This is a genomic window from Rhodoplanes roseus (assembly GCF_003258865.1).
Taxonomy (GTDB): Bacteria; Pseudomonadota; Alphaproteobacteria; order Rhizobiales; family Xanthobacteraceae; genus Rhodoplanes; species Rhodoplanes roseus.
The window spans coordinates 10,999-27,944 of sequence record NZ_NPEX01000059.1 but is presented as its reverse complement, the minus strand read 5'-3'; the positions used below and the strand labels follow the sequence as shown (position 1 = coordinate 27,944).

Annotated in this window: 17 protein-coding genes and 1 pseudogene; 8 read left to right on the top strand and 10 right to left on the bottom strand. The window is 69.5% G+C overall.

All coding sequences use genetic code 11. The features are described from left to right. Positions 1-245 precede the first annotated feature (245 nt). From CH341_RS11180 to mnmE, 4 genes are all read right to left on the bottom strand, one after another. Positions 246-1,106: a ParA family protein gene (locus CH341_RS11180; RefSeq protein WP_111419110.1), complete on the bottom strand. Its 861-nt coding sequence runs from the start codon at positions 1,104-1,106 to the stop codon at positions 246-248. Between the two features lie 86 nt (positions 1,107-1,192). Continuing rightward, a complete protein-coding gene (rsmG, locus tag CH341_RS11175) occupies positions 1,193-1,855 on the bottom strand; it encodes a 16S rRNA (guanine(527)-N(7))-methyltransferase RsmG (protein WP_111419109.1) in 663 nt (220 codons plus the stop codon). A 300-nt stretch (positions 1,856-2,155) separates the two neighbouring features. Next, on the bottom strand, positions 2,156-4,030 hold the full coding sequence (gene mnmG, locus CH341_RS11170; RefSeq protein WP_111419108.1) for a tRNA uridine-5-carboxymethylaminomethyl(34) synthesis enzyme MnmG: 1,875 nt from the start codon (positions 4,028-4,030) through the stop codon (positions 2,156-2,158). An 84-nt stretch (positions 4,031-4,114) separates the two neighbouring features. Beyond that, a complete protein-coding gene (gene mnmE, locus CH341_RS11165) occupies positions 4,115-5,455 on the bottom strand; it encodes a tRNA uridine-5-carboxymethylaminomethyl(34) synthesis GTPase MnmE (RefSeq protein ID WP_111419107.1) in 1,341 nt (446 codons plus the stop codon). 103 nt (positions 5,456-5,558) lie between these two features. Between mnmE and CH341_RS11160 the strand changes: the two genes are divergently transcribed. The 3 genes from CH341_RS11160 (at position 5,559) to CH341_RS11150 (ending at position 8,413) form a co-directional block, all read left to right on the top strand. Beyond that, positions 5,559-5,810, top strand: a complete 252-nt coding sequence (locus CH341_RS11160) for a ribbon-helix-helix domain-containing protein (protein WP_111419106.1) — start codon at positions 5,559-5,561, stop codon at positions 5,808-5,810. Next, complete coding sequence (locus tag CH341_RS11155) at positions 5,788-6,198, top strand: type II toxin-antitoxin system VapC family toxin (RefSeq protein WP_111419105.1); 411 nt, start codon at positions 5,788-5,790, stop codon at positions 6,196-6,198. The genes CH341_RS11160 and CH341_RS11155 overlap by 23 nt, the downstream gene beginning before the upstream one ends. A gap of 85 nt (positions 6,199-6,283) precedes the next feature. Next, complete coding sequence (locus CH341_RS11150; RefSeq protein ID WP_111419104.1) at positions 6,284-8,413, top strand: thioredoxin domain-containing protein; 2,130 nt, start codon at positions 6,284-6,286, stop codon at positions 8,411-8,413. 6 nt (positions 8,414-8,419) lie between these two features. Here the strand turns inward: CH341_RS11150 and CH341_RS11145 are convergent, their stop codons facing one another. From CH341_RS11145 to hemE, 4 genes are all read right to left on the bottom strand, one after another. Continuing rightward, positions 8,420-8,944, bottom strand: coding sequence for a GNAT family N-acetyltransferase (locus CH341_RS11145; RefSeq protein ID WP_111419103.1), 525 nt, complete (start codon positions 8,942-8,944; stop codon positions 8,420-8,422). Positions 8,945-8,948: 4 nt separating this feature from the next. Then, positions 8,949-10,214 (bottom strand): transcription termination factor Rho, encoded by a 1,266-nt coding sequence (rho, locus tag CH341_RS11140; protein ID WP_111419102.1) that lies wholly within the window; start codon positions 10,212-10,214, stop codon positions 8,949-8,951. Positions 10,215-10,445: 231 nt separating this feature from the next. Beyond that, positions 10,446-11,003 (bottom strand): CopD family protein, encoded by a 558-nt coding sequence (locus CH341_RS11135; protein ID WP_111419101.1) that lies wholly within the window; start codon positions 11,001-11,003, stop codon positions 10,446-10,448. Then, positions 11,000-12,052, bottom strand: a complete 1,053-nt coding sequence (hemE, locus tag CH341_RS11130) for a uroporphyrinogen decarboxylase (RefSeq protein WP_111419100.1) — start codon at positions 12,050-12,052, stop codon at positions 11,000-11,002. Before hemE ends, CH341_RS11135 begins: the two co-directional genes overlap by 4 nt. A gap of 361 nt (positions 12,053-12,413) precedes the next feature. Between hemE and CH341_RS11125 the strand changes: the two genes are divergently transcribed. From CH341_RS11125 to dnaQ, 4 genes are read left to right on the top strand one after another with little or no spacing between them, the layout of a single operon-like run. Then, positions 12,414-13,253, top strand: coding sequence for a pyruvate, water dikinase regulatory protein (locus tag CH341_RS11125; protein WP_111419099.1), 840 nt, complete (start codon positions 12,414-12,416; stop codon positions 13,251-13,253). Next, entirely contained in the window at positions 13,250-13,858 is a 609-nt protein-coding gene (locus CH341_RS11120) for a Maf family protein (RefSeq protein WP_111419098.1), read from the top strand. The genes CH341_RS11125 and CH341_RS11120 overlap by 4 nt, the downstream gene beginning before the upstream one ends. 47 nt (positions 13,859-13,905) lie before the next feature. Then, on the top strand, positions 13,906-14,538 hold the full coding sequence (gene coaE / locus CH341_RS11115; protein WP_111419097.1) for a dephospho-CoA kinase: 633 nt from the start codon (positions 13,906-13,908) through the stop codon (positions 14,536-14,538). Positions 14,539-14,559: 21 nt separating this feature from the next. Continuing rightward, positions 14,560-15,297: a DNA polymerase III subunit epsilon gene (gene dnaQ, locus CH341_RS11110; protein WP_111419096.1), complete on the top strand. Its 738-nt coding sequence runs from the start codon at positions 14,560-14,562 to the stop codon at positions 15,295-15,297. 70 nt (positions 15,298-15,367) lie between these two features. On the opposite strand, the gene secB is transcribed toward dnaQ, so the two are convergent. Continuing rightward, the gene (gene secB, locus CH341_RS11105) at positions 15,368-15,865 is read right to left on the bottom strand and encodes a protein-export chaperone SecB (protein WP_111419095.1); all 498 of its coding nucleotides are present in this window, start codon (positions 15,863-15,865) and stop codon (positions 15,368-15,370) included. A gap of 162 nt (positions 15,866-16,027) precedes the next feature. After that, positions 16,028-16,522 carry an FxsA family protein gene (locus CH341_RS11100; RefSeq protein WP_111419094.1) on the bottom strand — a complete coding sequence of 165 codons (495 nt, stop codon included), beginning with the start codon at positions 16,520-16,522 and terminating at the stop codon, positions 16,028-16,030. Positions 16,523-16,812: 290 nt separating this feature from the next. Here CH341_RS11100 and CH341_RS35810 point away from each other — a divergent pair. Beyond that, positions 16,813-16,946, top strand: a pseudogene (locus CH341_RS35810) (Tim44/TimA family putative adaptor protein); the annotation flags it as partial.

Genomic DNA, 16,946 nt, shown 5'->3' with positions numbered 1-16,946 from the left:
CTCGGCCGCCGGCGCCCGTCCGCGCGCCCCGGCCGGTGCCGCCGCCTGGGACGGCTCGACGTCGCCGATCAGGGCGGCGAGCCCGCGCCCCAGGCGCGATCGCGGTGCATCTTCGGCCATCGGTGTCTCCCGCGTACTCTTCATACCAAGTATACGAACTGGGTGCTCTTCACCCCGGCCCGGGTCCGCCCGGCGGCGGCGCGCCGCACTGCGCCGGAGGGTGAAATCCCCGCGGCGGGCCGCGCTCAGCCGGCGAGGCGCTCGGTCAACAGCTTCTCGCGCTGGATCACCTCGGTGGCGAGCCGCAGATAGGCTTCGCTGCCGGCGCATTTGAGATCGTAGACCAGCACGGGCTTGCCGTAGGACGGCGCCTCCGAGACCCGCACGTTGCGCGGGATCACGGTCTCGTAGACCTTGTCGCCCATGAACTCGCGCACGTCGGCGACGACCTGGCCGGAGAGGTTGTTGCGCGCGTCGTACATGGTCAGCACGATGCCGTGGATCGTGAGATCCGGATTGAGCGTCGTCTTCACCTGGTCGACCGTCTTGAGGAGCTGCGACAAGCCTTCCAGCGCGAAGAACTCGCATTGCAGCGGCACCAGGATCGCGTCGGCCGCCGTCATGGCGTTGATGGTGAGCAGGTTGAGCGACGGCGGACAGTCGACCAGCACATAGGTGTAGGGCGGCTCGGTCGGATCGGCGTTGAGCTCTGCGACGGCGTTGCGCAGCCGAAAGGCGCGGTCGCGTTCCTGGCCGATCTCCAGCTCGAGACCGGCGAGGTCGAGGGTCGACGGCGCGATCGCGAGGCGTGGCACCGCGGTGGAGCGGACGACGCCGCGCAGCGGCGCCTCGCCGGTCAGCACGTCGTAGGTCGAGACGTCGCGGCTCTTGTGGTCGATGCCGAGGCCCGTGGAGGCGTTGCCCTGCGGGTCGAGATCGATCACCAGCACCTCCTCGCCGGTGGCGGCCAGGGCGGTGCCGAGATTGATCGCCGTCGTGGTCTTGCCGACGCCGCCTTTCTGGTTGGCGATCGCCAGGACGCGGGGGCGCGGGGCGCCGCTCCCGCCCGGGAACGGGACGACCTCGCCGGAACCTGTGTCAGACATCGGAGTGGCTTTCGGTTCGCATACCGTCCCGCGCCGCGGCGGCGGGGGCGCGGCGGCACACGGGGCGGTCGGACGGGCTGGTCATGTCACGCGCGCTCGAGGCCGCGGACGACGACGATCCGACCCTCCGGGCTGGTCTTGCTCGGAACGAGATCGGCCGTAATCTTCCAAGATTTAGATGCCTGGGTCAATTCGGCCTCTACATCTTGACCCTTGGCGAGCAGGGCACAACCCCGCTTGGTCAACAAAGGATAAACGTAGCCGAGCAAAACAGGAAGCGGCGCGAGCGTTCGCGCCGTGGTGATATCGGGGATGACCGCCTTGCGTCGATTGAAATCCTCGATCCGCTCCGGATGGACCGTGACCGGGAGGTTCAGCGTCGCGGCGACGTCGCGCAGGAAGGCGGCCTTCTTCTGGGTGGCCTCGACCAGATGGATCATCCTATCGGGACGGTCCGCCAGGGCGCAGGCGAGCACCAGCCCCGGAAAGCCGCCGCCCGAGCCGAGGTCGACGAAGGTGCGGGCGTGTTCCGGGATCAGCGGCAGGAGCTGCAGCGAGTCGGCGACATGCCGGGTCCACAGGGTCGGGATCGACCCCGGAGCCATCAGGTTCATCACGGCCTGACGTTCCAGCAAGAGCTGAACGAAGCGGTCGAGCCGGGCCTCTGTTTCACGTGAAACGGGGGTGAGAGCCAGCGCGGCGGCGCGATCGGCCGGATCGAGGGCGGGAAGCGTGCGCGGCGGCTTCATGGCAGCTCTCGTGGCGTCGTTCCGAACAGTCGCGCATCGAAGCCGAAGACCGGGTGCGAAAACGCCTTCCCGTCCTCAGACCGCACTCGCGTCCACGTCAGCCGGTTCGCTGTACCCCGCCCCTCATGGTGAGGTGCCCGCGCAGCGGGCCTCGAACCATGAGGCCACGGGCAAAAGCCCCACAGTTGGCGAGCCGGCCCCGCCATGCCGACAAACGGCCGGGGCCTCATGGTTCGAGACGCGGCCTTCGGCCGCTCCTCACCATGAGGGGGAAGTCTGGATTCCCTTTGTGCCGGGCCATCACCCCTGCCCCGTCGCGGTCCGGGATCGCGGGCGCCGGAGATGCGCCGCGAGCAACATCAGCGCGGCCGGCGTAATGCCGTCGAGGCGCCCCGCCTGGCCGAGGGTTCTCGGCCGCGCGGCGGACAGCTTCGCCCGTGCCTCGTTGGACAGGCCGGGCACTCCGCCGTAATCGAGGCCGTCCGGCAGCACGACGCCCTCGTCGCGACGGAAAGCGGCGATGTCGGCGGTCTGGCGGTCGAGATAGACGGCGTATTTGGCGTCGATCTCCAGCTGGGTCGCGATCGCCGGCGCGAGCGTCGCGAGCTGCGGCCAGATGCGGGCGACCTCGGCCAAGCCGATGTCCGGATAGGCCAGCAGGTCGAAGGCGGTTCGCCGCTGACCGTCCTTCTTCAAGGAGAGGCCGTGGCGCTCGGCCTCGGTCGGCGTCACGCTGAGCGAACACGCCAGGTCGCGGGCCGCACCGAGCGCCGCCGTCCGGGCCCGGTGCCGCGCCGCCCGCTCCGCGCCGACGCAGCCGATCGAGAGGCCGCGGTCGGTCAGCCGCTGGTCGGCGTTGTCGGCCCGCAGCGTCAGCCGATACTCGGCCCGCGACGTGAACATGCGGTACGGCTCGGTCACGCCACGCGACACCAGATCGTCGATCATCACGCCCAGATAGCTCTCCGCGCGGTCGAACAGGACCTCGGGCGACCCTCCAGCTCGCGCCGCCGCGTTGAGGCCGGCCACCAGCCCCTGCCCGGCCGCCTCCTCATAGCCCGTCGTGCCGTTGATCTGGCCGGCCATGAACAGCCCGGACACCCGTCGCGCCTCGAGCGTCGGGGCCAGCTCGCGCGGGTCCACATGGTCGTACTCGATCGCATAACCGGGCCGCTCGATGACGGCCCGCTCCAGCCCCGGAATGGTCGCCACCAGCGCGGCCTGGACCTCCTCCGGCAGCGAGGTGGAGATGCCGTTCGGGTAGACCGTGTCGGTGTCGAGCCCTTCGGGCTCCAGGAAGATCTGGTGGCCGTCGCGCTCGCCGAAGCGGACGATCTTGTCCTCGATCGAGGGGCAGTACCGCGGCCCGCGGCTGGCGATCTGGCCCGAATACATCGGCGAGCGATGAACGTTCGCCCGGATGACGGCGTGCGTCGCCTCCACGGTTCGGGTGATGCCGCATTCGATCTGCGGGGTCTCGATGCGGTCGGTCAGCGTCGAGAACGGCTCGGGCGGATCGTCACCCGGCTGCATCTCCAGGCTCGCCCAGTCTATGGTGCGGCCATCCAGACGCGGCGGCGTGCCGGTCTTCAGTCGTCCGAGCGCGAAGCCGACCCGCTCGAGCGTCTGCGATAGGCCGAGCGCCGGCGCCTCGCCGGCTCGGCCGGCCGGGATCTGGCGTTCGCCGATATGGATGAGACCGCGCAGGAACGTGCCGGTGGTCAGCACTACGGCGCCGCAGCCGAACGCCCGCCCGTCCACCAGCCGCACGCCGGTGACCCGACCGTGCGTGATGTCGAGGTCGTCCGCCTCGCCTTCGACGACGTCGAGGCTGTCGGTCGCACGGATCGCGGCCTGCATGGCGCCGGCATAGAGCTTACGGTCCGCCTGGCAGCGCGGGCCGCGAACGGCGGGCCCCTTGCGACGGTTCAGCACCCGGAACTGGATGCCGCCACGGTCCGCCACCCGACCCATCAGGCCGTCGAGCGCATCGATCTCGCGCACCAGATGGCCCTTGCCGAGCCCCCCGATGGCGGGATTACAGGACATCGCGCCGATCGTGTCGAACCGATGCGTCACCAACGCGGTACGCGCGCCCATGCGGGCCGCCGCAGCAGCCGCCTCGCAGCCGGCGTGGCCGCCTCCGATCACGATGACGTCGTAGCGTGTTTCCATGCCGAAGCCGGGGGTTGGGCACAGTGTTTCACGTGAAACACCCGCTCGGCGCCCCTGAAAACGGGCGCCCGTCGCGGCCATCTATCACTTGCCGATGCAGAAATCACGAAAGATGACGTCCAGGATGTCCTCGACGTCGACCCGGCCGACCAGCCGACCGAGGGCGCGCGCGGCAAGCCGCAGCTCTTCAGCCACGATCTCCTCCCGGCCGGGACCCTCGGCGAGTGCACGATCCAGCGCCGCGACGGTGTCGTCGAGCCCGGCGCGATGGCGGGCGCGCGTGACGAGCGCGGGCTCGCCGACCCCGACCCGCGCCTCCGCCTCGGCCTGGAGCGCCGTCATCAGCTCCGGCACGCCCTCGCCCGTGACGGCGGAGGTGAAGAACTGTCGCCCGGCGACATCGCCCGAGAGAGCCTCCCGGAGATTGACGACGTCGACCTTGGTCGCGACCGTCCACACCCGCCCACGCAGCCCGGCCGGCGGCAGGTCAGCCTCCGCCCCCGCCTCGCGAAGCCAGAGCACCAGATCGGCGCCGCCAGCGCGGTCGCGGGCCCGCCGCACCCCCTCCTGCTCGACCGGATCCGCGGTGTCGCGCAGTCCCGCCGTGTCGAGCAGCGTCACCGGCTGGCCCCCGAGGTCCAGATGGACCTCGACGACGTCCCGGGTGGTGCCGGGGACCGGCGAGACGATGGCGGCCTCGCGGCGGACAATGCGGTTCAGCAGGCTCGACTTGCCGGCATTGGGCGGCCCGGCGATGGCGACGACGAGACCGTCGCGCAAGCGCTCGCCGCGACCACCATCGGCCAACGCCTGCCCGATCTCGTCGCGCAGGAGCCGGACCTGGGCCAGTGCCGGCCCCAAAAGCTCGGTCGGGACGTCGCCCTCGTCGGAGAAGTCGATGCCGGCTTCGACCAGCGCCTGCGCCTCGATCAGGCGCCGCCGCCAACCCTCGGCCCGATCGCCCAGGAAGCCCTTGAGGTGGACCAGCGCCTGCCGCCGCTGCGCATCGGTGTCGGCCGCGATCAGGTCGGCCAGGCCCTCGACCCGGGTGAGGTCGAGCCGGCCATTGTGGAACGCCCGCCGGGTGAACTCGCCCGGCTCGGCCGCCCGGCAGCCCGGCACGGTTGCGAGCGCCGTCAGCACCCCGGCGATCACGGCGCGGCCGCCGTGCACCTGGAGCTCGGCCGTGTCCTCGCCGGTCTCGCTCGCCGGGCCCGGAAACCACAACACCACCGCCTGGTCGATCGCCTCGCCGGTCGCGGGCTGCCGCACGGTCGCGAGCGTCGCGTGCCGCGGCGCCGGCACCCGACCGATCAGCGCCCGCACTGCCTCGCCCGCCTGCGGCCCCGACACGCGCACCACGGCGATGGCGGCCGGCGGCCGCCCGGACGACAGGGCGAAGATGGTGTCGCGAACGAAGGTCATCTCTAGCCTCGAGCTATCATGAGCGACACGGATCCGAAACAGCGCGGGGACGGCCAAGCGCCCCCGTATTGCAGGCTTGCCACCTCCGTCATACAATCGCGGCATGAAAACGCTGACGGTTCGTTTGCCCGACGCCCTGGTGGCTGAGATCGAGGCCGAATCGCAGGCCCGCAAGGTCTCGAAATCCGATGTGGTGCGCGAGCGCCTCAGCGTTGCAGCTCCCGGCGCCCCCTCGTCCAGCCTTTCTGCCATCTCGGACCTGATCGGAATCGTGGATGGGCTGCCGCCCGGTCTGAGCGCCGACCGCAAGACTGCCCTGAAGGCCACCCACTATGGCCGCAAGCGTCCTGGTTGATGCCGGGTTCCTGGTGGCCCTCCTGGCCCGCCGCGACGGCCATCACGCCTGGGCGATCCGTACGGCCGAACGGGCGCCGCCGCCCTGGCTCACCTGCGATGCGGTTCTCTCGGAAGCCTTTCATCTGCTCGGCCCTGCCGGTGTGCCCGTGCTCGGCGCCCTCGTCGGCCGCGGCGCACTGGTCTCGCGGTTCGACTTCGGGTCGGAGGCCGAGCCGGTGCTCCGCCTGATGCAGAAATACGCCGACGTACCGATGAGTTTCGCCGACGCCTGCCTGGTCCGGATGACGGAGTTCGCGGCCGAACCGATCCTCCTGACGACCGACACCGATTTCCGCGTCTACCGCCGCCTCGGCCGCCGCACCGTCCCGTGCGTGCTGCCGGACTGATCCGCGGCGTTTCGGCCGGCCGCGGCGGCACCCCTGTCGGTCTCGCCGGTTCTCCCCGATAATGGGCCGAACCCCGGGAGACCCGATGGACCCGACCTCAGCCGAACCGACCGCCACCGGTCTGCGCGAGAACCGCCTCGGGCGCGAGACGAGCCCCTATCTGCTGCAGCACCGGCACAATCCGGTCGAGTGGTGGCCGTGGGGACCGGAGGCGCTGGCCGAGGCGCAGCGCACCGGCAAGCCGATCCTCCTGTCGGTGGGCTACGCCGCCTGCCACTGGTGCCACGTGATGGCGCACGAAAGCTTCGAGAACCCGGCCATCGCCGGCCTGATGAACGAGCTGTTCGTGAACATCAAGGTCGACCGCGAGGAACGGCCCGACATCGATCAGATCTACATGGGTGCACTGCACCATCTGGGCGAGCAGGGCGGCTGGCCGCTGACCATGTTCCTCACTCCCGCCGGCGAGCCGGTGTGGGGCGGCACCTATTTCCCGCCGGCCTCGCGCTACGGCCGGCCCGGCTTTCCCGACGTGCTGCGCGAGGTCGCGCGCCTGTTCCGCGAGGAGCCGGAGCGGATCGACCAGAATCGCACCGCCCTGATGGGCCGGCTCGCGGCCCGCGCCAAGGCGGACACCGCCGTGACCATCGGCCTGCCCGAGCTCGACGGCGTCGCCCAGCAGCTCGCCGGGCTGATCGACATCGGCAATGGCGGCCTTCGCGGCGCACCAAAATTCCCCCAGCCCGCCCTGCTCGAGCTGCTGTGGCGGGCCGGCCAGCGCGCCGCGGCGGCGCAGCCCGATGTGCAGCGCACCAACGTGTGCTTCGACCTCGTCGCCCTCTCTCTCGAGCGGATGTGCGAAGGCGGCATCTACGATCACCTGGGCGGCGGCTTCGCCCGCTACTCGGTCGACGACCGATGGCTGGTGCCGCATTTCGAGAAGATGCTGTACGACAACGCCCAGCTCCTCGAGCTGCTGGCGCTGGCGCATGCCCGGACCGGACACGACCTGTTCCGCCGGCGCGCCGCTGAGACGGTCGGCTGGCTGTCCCGCGAGATGACGACGGCGGAGGGCGCGTTCTCGGCCTCGCTCGACGCGGATTCGGAGGGCGAGGAGGGAAAGTTCTACGTGTGGAGCCTGGAGGAGATCCAGGCGGCGCTCGGCGAGGAGAACGCCGACCTCTTCGCCCGCCACTACGACGTGGGGCCGGCCGGCAATTTCGAGGGTCACACGATCCTCAACCGGCTGCCCGGGCTCGACGAGTATGCCCGGGCCCGAACCGGCCAGGCCTTCGCCCTACGGCCGGAGGACCCGGCGCTGGTGCAACGTTTTGCTGCACTGCGTCAAAGTCTCTTAAAATTGCGTGAACGTCGGGTAAGGCCTGGACTCGACGACAAGATTCTGGCCGACTGGAACGGCCTGATGATCGCCGCGCTGGCTAATGCCGGCGCGCTGCTGGACCAGCCGGAGTGGATCGACCGGGCGCGCCGCGCCTTCGGCTTCATCGCCGGGACGATGGCCCGAGGCGACCGGCTCGGCCATTCGTGGCGCCAGGGACGGCTGCTGTTCCCTGGCCTCGCCTCCGACTTCGCCGCCATGACGCGCGCCGCCCTGGCCCTGTTCGAGGCCACGGGCGAGCCGGATTACCTCGACAAGGCCGTCACTTGGCAGAACGCTTTGGAAACGCGTCACGGCGACCCTGCGACCGGCGGCTACTTCCTCACCGCCGACGACGCGGAGGGGCTGGTGGTTCGTCCGTCATCGACTCAGGACGACGCTGTCCCGAACCACAACGCCCTTGCCGCCCAGAATCTGGTCCGGCTCGCCGTCCTGGCCGGCGACGATGCCTTTCGGGCCCGCGCCGACCGTCTCTTAGACGGCCTGCTTCCGCTCGCCGCCGGGAACGTGTTCGGCCATCTCGGGCTGCTGAACGCGTTGGACCTGCGCCTTCGCGCAGCAGAGATCGCGGTGGTCGGCGATGAGGCGCACAATGCTGCACTGGTTGGTGCAGCGCAGTACGTCCCCTTTACCGAACGGGTCCTGCTGCAGGTCGCTGACGGCGCCCGCCTCGCCCCGAACCACCCGGCTCGCGACAAGATCGCCGCGGTGGCGGGCGCGGCCGCCTTCGTGTGCTTCGACCGACGGTGCTCACTGCCGGTGCTGACCCCGGACGGACTGCGCGAGGTTTTGGCTGCGGGCGGGACCGTCGCGTAACGCGCCCTACCCCTCCACGACCTCGCTCGACCGCGCGGCCGGTGTGCTGGCGACGAGGCTGCGCCGCAGGGCGATCAGCCCGGGCCGCGTCGGTGCGCGTCGGCGATCGGGCGCGAACCCGGCTCTTTGATAAAGCTCGCGGGCGATCGTCATGCGGTCCCCGACCTCGATGGCCATGGCGCGGTAGCCCGCCTCGACGGCGCTCTCCAGCAGACCGTCTAAAAGCACCTCGGCGATGTGCAGGCCGCGAAACACCGGACGGACGAACAGCCGCCTGAGCTCGCACACCCCGGTCCGCCGTCGCCGGTAGGCCGCGACGCCGACCGGATCGGGCCCCGCATGGGCGATCAGCACGCAGCCGTGCGGCCTGGCATAACGGCCCGGCAGGCGGGCCGCCTCGCGCTCGATGTTCTCGTTGCCGAGATCGCCACCGGCCCAGGCGACGTAGTCCCTGAACAGCCGCTCCACCAGCGCCCGGTCCTCCGGCCAGCGTGCCTCGCCGACGGCAAGCCGCTGCGGGACCTCGCGCATGGCATCAGGTGTTCATCGAGTCGAAGAACTCGCCGTTGTTCTTGGTGTTGCGGAGCTTGTCGAGGAGGAAGTCGATCGCGTCCATGGTGCCCATCGGATTGAGGATGCGGCGTAGGACGTAGATCTTCTTGAGCTGCTGGTTGTCGGTGAGCAGCTCCTCCTTGCGGGTGCCGGAGCGGGTGATGTCGATGGCCGGGAAGGTGCGCTTGTCGGCGACCTTGCGGTCGAGAATGATTTCCGAATTGCCCGTGCCCTTGAACTCCTCGAAGATCACCTCGTCCATGCGGCTGCCGGTCTCGATCAGCGCAGTCGCGATGATGGTCAGCGAGCCGCCCTCCTCGATGTTGCGGGCCGCGCCGAAGAAGCGCTTCGGCCGCTGCAGCGCGTTGGCATCGACGCCGCCGGTCAGGACCTTGCCGGAGGACGGCACCACCGTGTTGTAGGCGCGGCCGAGACGGGTGATCGAGTCGAGAAGAATCACGACGTCGCGCTGATGCTCGACCAGGCGCTTCGCCTTCTCGATCACCATCTCGGCGACCTGGACGTGACGCGACGCCGGCTCGTCGAAGGTCGAGGAGATCACCTCGCCCTTCACCGAGCGCTGCATGTCGGTCACCTCTTCCGGGCGCTCGTCGATCAGCAGGACGATCAGATAGCACTCGGGATGGTTCGCCGTGATGGCGTGGGCGATGTTCTGCAGCAGCACCGTCTTGCCGGTGCGCGGCGGCGACACGATCAGGGCGCGCTGGCCCTTGCCGATCGGCGCGACGATGTCGATGACGCGGGCGGAGAGATCCTTCCGGGTCGGATCCTCGACCTCCATCTTCAGCCGCTCGTCGGGATAGAGCGGCGTCAGATTGTCGAAGTTGATCTTGTGCCGCGCCTTCTCGGGGTCCTCGAAATTGATCGTGTTGACCTTGAGAAGCGCGAAGTAGCGCTCGCCCTCCTTCGGGCTTCTGATCTGTCCCTCGATGGTGTCGCCGGTGCGCAGGCCGAAGCGGCGGATCTGAGAGGGAGAGACGTAGATGTCGTCCGGGCCGGGAAGATAATTCGCCTCGGGGGAGCGCAGGAAGCCGAAGCCGTCCTGCAGCACCTCGACGACACCTTCACCAATGATTTCGACGTCCTTCTGCGCGAGCTGCTTGAGGATGGCGAACATCAGCTCTTGCTTGCGCATGGTCGAGGCGTTTTCCACCTCGTGCTCGTCGGCGAACGCCAGCAATTCGGTCGGAGTCTTGGACTTGAGATCCTGAAGCTTCATTTCCCGCATGCGGGTTATCCTGTAGGTCGACGGGTCAATTCCGATCGACGCTGGAAGGGGGAGATTCGCAGGTCTTTGGGCAAACGGGCTTCAGGCCTCTGGGCCCCGATGCTGCGCTTTGGCCCTGTCGGGGCCTCGTTCGAATGCATCTGCCTGCGTTCGGGGAGATGGCGCCAACATAGGTAAACTGGGCGGAGCACGCAAGAGAGAAGGCTGGTCAAAGGACGTGCAGGTTGCCGCTCAGAACGGCTTGACGATCACCAGCACCACCGTCCCGATCGCAGAAACGACCCCCACGGCGTTGAGAACGATATAGAATCCCAATCGGTTCCGGGCCGTTTCCGGCCCTCCCGGCCGGGCGAGGCGACGCGTCTCGGCCGAGACGCTGCCGTGCACGGCCGACAGCAGGACGACGAGCGCGAGCTTGCCATGAAACCAGCCGCTCGCCAACCAGCCACCCTCCCATACGAGCCAACCGCCGAAGCCCCAGGTCAGCACCATGGCGGGATTGACCAGGTGCCGGATCAGCCGGTGCTCGATGCGCCCCAGCACGTCGGCGACGGCACCCGAGCCGGCCCGCACATGCAGGGCGAACAGCGGCGGCAGCGCCAGCATGCCGGCGACCCAGGCCGTCACGGTGACGAGATGGGCCGCCTTCATCCACAGATAGGCGTCGACCGGAACGGCCAGCACGAGGCCGACCGCGGCCGCCACCGGCGCCAGCAGGCCGAGCACGGCCCGGACCGCCCGCCGGCCCGGCGAGGCGAGCTCGCCGCGTGGCGGGTCGGCGTCCGTCAACGACCGCGCACCCTCGCCAGCATGCGCTCGACGTTCTCGATCGGCGCGTCGGGCGTGATGCCGTGGCCGAGATTGAAGATGAACGGCCCGTCGCGGAACGCCTCCAGCACGGCATCGACGCCGCGATCGAGCGCATCGCCACCGGCGATCAACAGCAGCGGATCGAGATTGCCCTGCACGGCCACCCGGGTCTGGATCCGTTCACGCGCGAAGGCGAGATCGATGGTCCAGTCGAGGCCGACCGCGTCGACCGGCACGCGGTCGATGAAGCGTTCGAGCTGGGTCCCGGCGCCACGCGGAAACGCGATGATCCTGGCGCCCGGCACCTGCGCCCGTACGCCGTAGACGATCCGGTTGGCTGGCTCGATCACCCAGCGGTCGAACTCGGCCGGCGGCAGGATCCCGCCCCAGGTGTCGAACAGCTGCACGGCGTCGACGCCGGCACGAAACTGCTCGACCAGGTAGGTGATCGACGCCTCGACCAGGGAATCGATCAATCGCTGGAAGGTCGCAGGATCGCGGTAGGCCAGCAGCCGGGCCGGCGCCTGGTCCGGGGTGCCCTCACCGGCCACCATGTAGGTCGCGACCGTCCACGGGGCTCCGCAGAAGCCCAGGAAGGTCACCTCGGGCGGCAGGCCGGCTCGGATGAGGCGCACCGCCTCGAACACGGCGGCGAGCTTCTCCTTGTCGAAGGCCCCGGCATATCGGCCGACATTGCCGGCCGTCACCAGGGGCTGCAGCCGCGGACCCTCGCCGGCCGTGAAGCTGACGGTCTGCCCGAGCGCATGCGGCACGACCAGGATGTCGGAGAACAAGATCGCCGCATCGAAGCCGAACCGACGGATGGGCTGGAACGTTACCTCGGCGGCGAGCTTCGGGTTGTAGCAGAGGTCGAGGAAGCTCCCCGCCTGCTCGCGCGTCGCCCGGTACTCGGGCAGGTAGCGTCCCGCCTGACGCATCATCCAGACCGGAGGGATCGCCTGCCGCTTGCCGGACAGGACCTCCAGGACAGGGCGGGTGGGGTTCGAAACCGATTCGAGTGTGCTCATCTGCTCTATCAAAAGATTAAGAGAATCTTCATTGTTGAGTCTATTGGGGGCGGGAAAAGACTCACGACTCGCTGTCCACACGATCCGCACCGTCGTCCACAGCGCAATCCACAATTCCCGATCCGGGACGATCCTCGCAAGCGATGCGAGGAGTCATTGTGTACCCGTGGCTTGGCCGGTGCCGGCTCCCTGGTTTGATACCATTGCCGCTCTTCACAATGAAGGAGTATAAATCCGGGGCTCGTTCTCCCCGTCCTGTGAATATGTGATCCGGGCCGGGCCGGGACGTGCTGCACGTCCCCGCGGCGGTGGCGTCCGTGCGGTTTCTCCCCAGCCGTCCACAGCCGTCCCCTGGAGTGCGATGACCAAGCCGACCAGCTTCTTCCACCTGCATCTGGTCTCCGATTCGACCGGCGAGACGTTGATCACGGTCGCCCGGGCGGCGACCGCGCAGTACACCCAGGTGTCGGCGGTCGAGCACGTCTACCCGGCGGTGCGCACCAACAAGCAGCTCGACCACGTGCTCGCCGAGATCGAGCAGGAGCCGGGCGTCGTCCTCTATACGCTGCTCGACGCCGCCCTGATCGACCGCCTGGAGAACACCTGCCGGGACCTCGGGCTGCCCTGCCTGTCGATCCTCGGCCCGGTGCTGCGGCTGTTCGAGTCGCATCTGGGGGCCGAGGCGACGCCCCGGGTCGGCGCGCAGCACGCGCTCGACGCCGAGTACTTCAAGCGGATCGACGCGCTCAACTACACCATGATGCACGACGACGGGCAGATGGCCGACGACCTCGAGCGCGCCGAGGTGGTGCTGGTCGGGGTGTCGCGGACGTCGAAGACGCCGACCTCGATCTATCTGGCCAATCGCGGCGTCAAGACCGCCAATGTCCCGCTGGTGCCGGGCGTGCCGCTGCCGCCCGGGCTGGAGCTGCTGCAGAAGCCGCTGGTGGTCGGGTTGTTCGCCAGCCCGGAGCGGATCGTGGCGATCCGCCAGAACCGTTTGCTCGGGCTGAAGGCCCACAACGAGGACGATCAGTACATCGACCGTGAATCCGTCACCGAGGAGATCACCTATTCGCGGCGCCTGTGCGCCCGCAACGGCTGGCCGCTGATCGACGTGACGCGCCGCTCCATCGAGGAGACGGCCGCCGCCGTGATGGCGCTGCTGGCCGAGCGCCGCCGCCAGCCCGGGATCGAATGATGCTCTGGCTCGCTCCCACGCCCCTGGTGGTCGCCTCCAAGAGCGCCGCGCGGCGCGCCATGCTGGCCGATGCCGGCCTGCCGATCGAGCCGACCGAGGCCGATATCGACGAGCGGGCGGTGGAGAGCCGCGGCGGACCGGTATCGCCCGAGCAGGCCGCCCTGGTGCTGGCGCGCGAGAAGGCCCGGGTCGCCGCGGCGCGCTGGCCCGGCCACTACGTGCTCGGCGCCGACCAGACGCTGGCGCTCGGCGAGAAGCGCTTCAACAAGCCGGAGAACCGTGCCGCCGCCCGCGAGCAGCTCAAGGCGCTCAGCGGCCGCACCCATGCGCTGCACTCCGCCGTCGCGGTGGCGAAGGACGGACGGGTGATCTTCGGCCATGTCGAGACCGCCCGCCTCACCATGCGCCGCCTCACCGACCGGTTTCTCGACGCCTATCTGGACACGGCCGGCGACGCCGTGATGGCCAGCGTCGGCGCCTACCAGCTCGAGCGGCTGGGGATTCACCTGTTCGAGCGGATCGACGGCGACCATTTCACCATTCTGGGCCTGCCGCTGTTTCCGCTCCTCGCCTTTTTGCGCCGGGAAGGCTGCCTGGCCGGCTGAGGCGAGCGAAGGCGGGCGAGCCCGGAAAGCGAACCAGAAGCGGCGCCATGCGGATCATCGGCCTCACCGGTTCGGTCGGGATGGGAAAGTCGGTCTCGGCGCGGCTGTTCGCCGAGGCCGGCGTGCCGGTGCACGACGCCGACGCGACCGTCCACCGGCTCTACGAGGGCGATGCGGTCGCGCCCGTCGAGGCGGCGTTCCCGGGCGTCACGGTCGACGGGCGGATCGACCGCACCCTGTTGGCGCCGCGCGTCATGAACGACGCCGCCGCGCTGAAGAGGCTCGAAGCCATCGTGCATCCGCTGGTCCGCCGCGAGGAGGAACGCTTCCTGGCGGAGGCCGAGGCGGCCGGTGCGCCCGTCGCGGTGCTCGACATTCCGCTGCTGTTCGAGACGGGAGGCGACGCCCGCGTCGACTTCGTCGTGGTGGTCTCGGCGCCGGCCGACATCCAGCGTGCCCGCGTGATGCGCCGGCCCGGCATGACCGCGGAGAAGTTCTCGGCGATCCTCGCCAAGCAGATGCCGGACGCGGAGAAGCGCACGCGGGCCGATTTTATCGTGGACAGTTCGGGCGGCTTCGATTCCGCCCGCGCCCAGGTCCGTGCCATTCTGCGCGCCGTCGCGAATCGCGCACCGCGCCGCCCCAGGGCGCCGGATGCGCGGACCGGCGAGACGCCCTGACGAGATGGCTTTCCGGACCAGATGACCACCCGCGAGATCGTGTTCGACACCGAGACGACCGGCCTCGACCCCTACAAGGGCGACCGGCTGGTCGAGATCGGCTGCATCGAGCTGCTGAACCGCATTCCGTCGGGCAACACCTTTCACAAGTACATCAACCCGCAGCGCGACATGCCGGCCGAGGCGTTCGCGGTGCACGGGCTGTCGGCCGAGTTCCTGGCCGACAAGCCGCTGTTCTCCGAGATCGCCGAGGAGCTCGTGGCGTTCCTGGGCGATGCGCCGCTGATCGCCCACAATGCGAGCTTCGATCTCGGCTTCCTCAATGCCGAGCTGGAGCGCCTGTCGCTGCCGGCGATTCCGCGCGCCCAGATCGTCGACACGCTGCTGCTGGCACGCCGCAAGTATCCGGGCGGCCAGAACCGGCTCGACGACCTCTGCGCGCGTTTCCGCATCGATACGTCGCGGCGGGTCAAGCACGGCGCGCTGCTCGACGCCGAGCTTCTGGCCGAGGTCTATCTCGAGCTGATCGAGGCCCGGCAGGCGACGCTCGGCCTGGTCAGCGCCGACACGGCGCCGGCCCGCATCGCCGACGCGGTGCGGATCGTGCGCGCCCGTCCGGTGCCGCTCGTGCCGCGGCTCGACGAGGCCGAGCTCGCCGCCCATCGCGCCTTCGTCGGCACGCTGGGCGACCAGGCGATCTGGAAGGACTACCTGCCGGCTCCGGCGCCCGAAGCCGCCGAGACCCGCGCGGCCGGCTGACGCATTCTCCAAAACGACAATGGCCGGGCGAGCCCGGCCATTGCGACGTGTCGGCGGTCGGCTGCGGCCGTCAGGCCTGCACGCTCGGCTGCTGTCCCTGGAGATTCGCCATCCGCTGCTGGAACAGCGAGACGAAGTCGATCGGGTCGAGCAGCAGGGGTGGGAAGCCGCCGTGGATCACGGCATTGGCGACGATCTCGCGCGCGAACGGGAACAGCAGGCGCGGGCACTCGATCATCAGCAGCGGCGGCAGGTTGTCCTGCGGGATGTTGGTCAGGCGGAACACGCCGGCATAGAGCAGGTCGAAGCCGAACAGCGTGTTGCCGGAGACCTCGGCCTTGCCTTCGAGCTTCAGCTCCACCTCGTATTCGGTGGTCGACAGCGCGTTGGTGTTGACGTTGATCTGGACGCTGATCTGCGGCTGCTGCGGCGACTGCATCAGGCTGCGCGGCGCGTTCGGGTTCTCGAACGAGAAGTCCTTCACGTACTGCGCGAGCACGTTGAGCGACGGCCCCGTGGGCTGCGCCTGGGCGGCGGCCGCGTCGCCCCCGTTGGTGGTCGTGGCCATGAACTCTCCTTAGCCGCGAGCCGTCGCCCGCGCGAAATGAGCGAAATCCGTCGCCGCCGACGGCCGTCGGCGGGCGCGCGTGTGGCTAACACAGGCGGCCGGACCCGACAAGCGGCGGCCCCCTCCCGAGCGTGCCGGAGGCCACCCGGCCGGGCCGGGATGTCAGGCCGGATCGCGGCGCTTGCGCCGACGCGGCGGCGGCTCGGGCAGGTCCTCCCACTCGTCCGGCGCTAGGTCGACGACCGGGCCGCCGCCCGGGTGCCGACGCCGGGTGAAGGCCGGGCCGGGCGCGCCGGGCGGCCCGGCAGTGCCGAGCAGGGCGTCCAGCCGGCTGCGCACCCGCGGAACCAGCACCAGCACGGCGGCGATGTCGGTCAGGAAGCCCGGAACGGCGAGCAGGACGGCGGCGAGCGCCGGAACGGCCGGCACGGTCCGCTCGCTTCCATGCGCGGCAAATCGCCCCGACAGGAGGTCGCGGACATCCTGCAGCCATCGTGGTCCACTGCGGTAGAGGACGAGCACGCCGGTGCCCGAGCCGGCGATCAGCAGCACCGCGGCGCCGGAGAGTCCGATCACGGCCGAAACCACGAGAAACGCGAGCAATTCGGCGAGCGGGAGGAGCAGCAGGCCGGCCACGAGCCATTTGCCGATTTTCATTGATCTTGCACCCGGAAGCAGTCACAAATGCCGAAATATGCCCGTGGACCGTCGATACGCTGCGGCGCGCGAATGCCGGATCGAGGCCACCTCTTCAGGCCACCCTGCCCGCGGTCGAACGTTCGGCCATCGTGCCGTGGATGACATGACCACTGGAACGACGACGCGAGCGTACCTAGATCATGGCAACCAGGTTGGCGACCAGCTTGGCGGAACTCGCCCGATCGACCCTGTGTTAGCCCGAAGCCGCCGATCCTGTTCCATGCAACGTCTGCGAGAGCGTGCGAGACGTGTTTGACATCTATACCATCATATTTCTCGCGCTCGCCGTGTTCATTTTCCTGCGGCTGCGCAGTGTATTGGGGCAGCGTACGGGGCACGAGAAGCCACCCTACGACCCGTTCACGCCGCGGGACGGCGTGCG